The sequence below is a fragment of the Enterococcus sp. 10F3_DIV0382 genome (genome assembly GCF_002140245.1).
GTDB classification, from domain to species: Bacteria; Bacillota; Bacilli; order Lactobacillales; family Enterococcaceae; genus Enterococcus_B; species Enterococcus_B lactis.
This window is the reverse complement of sequence record NZ_NGMF01000001.1, coordinates 1,182,934-1,184,271: the sequence shown is the minus strand read 5'-3', so window position 1 is coordinate 1,184,271 and position 1,338 is coordinate 1,182,934. Positions and strand designations below refer to the sequence as shown.

The following is a 1,338-nucleotide window of genomic DNA, read 5'->3' as shown; positions in this document are numbered from 1 at the left end:
TCTTTAGATACACCAAATACTCTATTGTCATAATCATATCCTGGATTAATAATAGCACCTAAATAATGGATTTTATTTGAATAAGACCACAATTCTTTAATATCATCATTAATTAAAACATCACTATCTAAATAAATTACTTTATCAATATCAGATAGATGTGTATAAGAGACAGGGTTGCATCTGGTCGAATGATCAGGGCTTTTTCAATAACGTCTTCAACTGTGGAAGTATTAAAGTAATTTTTCTTTTCATCGTAATCTGTCGGTGTAGCGATGATCAAGTAATCACCAAAAAGTACAGCTTCCTCGAAATCTTTAGTAAATTCCACATTCAAATCATCCCGTTCGAGAAACTCGTGAACTTCTTTATCCTCTAAAGGTGATTGTCTGTTTCTTAGCATATCGATCTTTTCTTCAACGATATCATATGCTTTAACATTTTCATGCTGGCTAAGTAATAAAGCGTTGGCTAGACCAACATATCCAAGACCAAAAATTGAGATATTCATATTTAAACTTCCTTTTTTTTATAATTAATAAATTTTTCTTTAGGTAATTTTAATTTATCCCCCATCTCATCAAGCATTGAATCAGTGACTGATAGCCATCTTCCTGCTGCTGGTGTAAATGTTAATTCACCAAAAATTATCGTTTCTCCCTCATTATATAAGTCTACACGTACAAATGGAAAGTCTTTTGATAAATGTCTTGCATAGTTAATCATATCTTCAAATTTATTTGGTTTTGCAACATTTATATCGATTGCCTTATCTTTTATCACATCAATTTTATTCCATTGCATGTCATATATTGCCATCATTCCTTTACTTAAATCAGTATGCCTATTAGTCATAAATTGACAGTATAATGGTTCCCCATTAAAACAATAAAATTTATAATCATCTGGAAAGTGGCTGTCTGTAGTCTCAATAAATTTTTCGCAAATTATTTTAGGTTTCATTTGGGAATAATGGGGTTCAATATTAGATTTTCCAAAATCTTTTTTTAGCCATTTATCTAGTTGTCGAACTACTTCTACTTTATCAATCTGATTTTTATCTTTTACAATAATATTAGTGTGACTTCCATTAGTAGTTTTTAAAACAAATTTTTGGGGCAATATATCCCAGTCAATATCTCTAGTTGTATTATAAACACCAAATAGTTCGTTTAATAAATTCTCAAGACCTTTTTCTTTAACATAGGATCTGTCTCTTATACACATCTAGATGTGTATAAGAGACAGGTGGTAATGTTCAAAGATAAAATTTTATTAATCACAGGCGGCACTGGTTCTTTTGGGAACGCAGTGATGAAACGTTTTTTAGATTCAGAT

General features: G+C 30.3%; 1 protein-coding gene and 2 pseudogenes. All 3 read right to left on the bottom strand.

Translation table 11 applies throughout. The annotated features are described in order from the left end of the window. A pseudogene (locus A5849_RS15160) lies at positions 1-113 on the bottom strand (glycosyltransferase family 8 protein); the annotation flags it as partial. 62 nt (positions 114-175) lie between these two features. Further along, positions 176-511 (bottom strand): annotated as a pseudogene (locus A5849_RS05950) (UDP-glucose 6-dehydrogenase); the annotation flags it as partial. Between the two features lie 2 nt (positions 512-513). Continuing rightward, positions 514-1,227 carry an ATP-grasp fold amidoligase family protein gene (locus A5849_RS05945; RefSeq protein WP_256923987.1) on the bottom strand — a complete coding sequence of 238 codons (714 nt, stop codon included), beginning with the start codon at positions 1,225-1,227 and terminating at the stop codon, positions 514-516. Positions 1,228-1,338: the final 111 nt, after the last annotated feature.

Coding starts and splice junctions, on each gene's coding strand:
- A5849_RS05945 (WP_256923987.1), bottom strand. CDS start 1,227: ATGTGTATAAGAGACAGATCCTATGTTAAAGAAAAAGGTCTTGAGAAT.